We start from the raw sequence: 264 nt of genomic DNA, 5'->3' as shown, positions 1-264 counted from the left end.
AGGTAATTCTTACCCATTCTAAGGTTGATGAAAGAATGGCAGATAAAGGTCCTGTTAAATTTGAAAAATTTGGACAGCCAAAAGAAACAGAAGCCTGTATTTTTGTAGCACCTGATTTTAAATATCAAAAACTGATAGGAATTGGTGGGGCCATTACAGATGCATCGGCAGAAACATTTTACAAAATGCCAAAGAATAAGCAAAAAGAAATTCTGGATGCCTACTTTGGAAAAAATGGTTTGGGATATACTGTTGTTCGTACCA

General features: G+C 35.2%; 1 pseudogene. It reads left to right on the top strand.

Features of this window, described 5'->3' with window-relative positions:
• Positions 1–264 (top strand): annotated as a pseudogene (locus tag SB679_RS24770) (glycosyl hydrolase); the annotation flags it as partial.

Origin of the sequence: Chryseobacterium sp. SIMBA_029 (genome assembly GCF_046535275.1) — a bacterium.
Classification (GTDB): Bacteria; Bacteroidota; Bacteroidia; order Flavobacteriales; family Weeksellaceae; genus Chryseobacterium.
Note: the sequence above shows the minus strand (reverse complement) of the source record. Positions and strands in the feature narration are given on the sequence as shown.